The sequence below is a fragment of the Stenotrophomonas sp. YIM B06876 genome, from assembly GCF_030711595.1.
Classification (GTDB): Bacteria; Pseudomonadota; Gammaproteobacteria; order Xanthomonadales; family Xanthomonadaceae; genus Stenotrophomonas.
The window spans coordinates 1-731 of record NZ_JAUJUJ010000401.1; the positions used below are offsets into that span (position 1 = coordinate 1).

Below are 731 nucleotides of genomic sequence, written 5' to 3' on the forward strand. Positions count from 1 at the left end.
GCCCCAGCTGCGTGGCGCTGCCGCACACCGGGCGGGGCAGCATGCTCGATTTTCTGGTGCAGCGCCTGCCCGAGGTGGGCCGCAGCGGGTGGTGCCAGCGCATGGCGGCGGGCGACGTGGTGGACGAGTTCGGCGTGGCCGTCACACCCGAGCGGGAGTTTCAGCGCGGCATCCGTCTGTATTACTACCGCTGCCTGCCCGCCGAGGCAGCGATTCCCTTTCACGAGTCGGTGCTGTACCAGGACGAGCATCTGCTGGTGGCAGACAAGCCGCATTTCCTGCCCGTCATGCCCGCTGGGCGCTNCACGAGTCGGTGCTGTACCAGGACGAGCATCTGCTGGTGGCAGACAAGCCGCATTTCCTGCCCGTCATGCCCGCTGGGCGCTACCTGCACCACACGCTGTTGGTGCGCCTGAAGCAGCGTCTGGGGCTGAACGAGCTGGTGCCCTTGCACCGCATCGACCGCGATACGGCGGGCCTGGTGCTGTTTTCGGTGCAGCGCGCCACGCGCGGCCTGTACCAGGGGCTGTTCCGTGAGCGCGCCATCGCCAAGCACTACGAGGCCGTGGCGCCGTGGCGGCCCGGCCTGGCCTTTCCGCGCGAGCATCTGAGCCGCATGGAAGAGAGCCCGCAGTTCTTTCGCATGCACGAGGTGCCCGGCGCGCCTAACACCTGCACGCACATGGAGCTGCTGGAGGCCCAGGGCGGCTGGGCGCGCTACCGCCTCTCGC

1 protein-coding gene is annotated in these 731 nt (G+C 68.9%); it reads left to right on the forward strand.

The window, feature by feature from the left end; genetic code table 11:
• Positions 1-370: 370 nt before the first annotated feature.
• A partial coding sequence (locus QZH66_RS17565; protein ID WP_345783875.1) for a pseudouridine synthase occupies positions 371-731 on the forward strand: 361 nt, incomplete at its 3' end.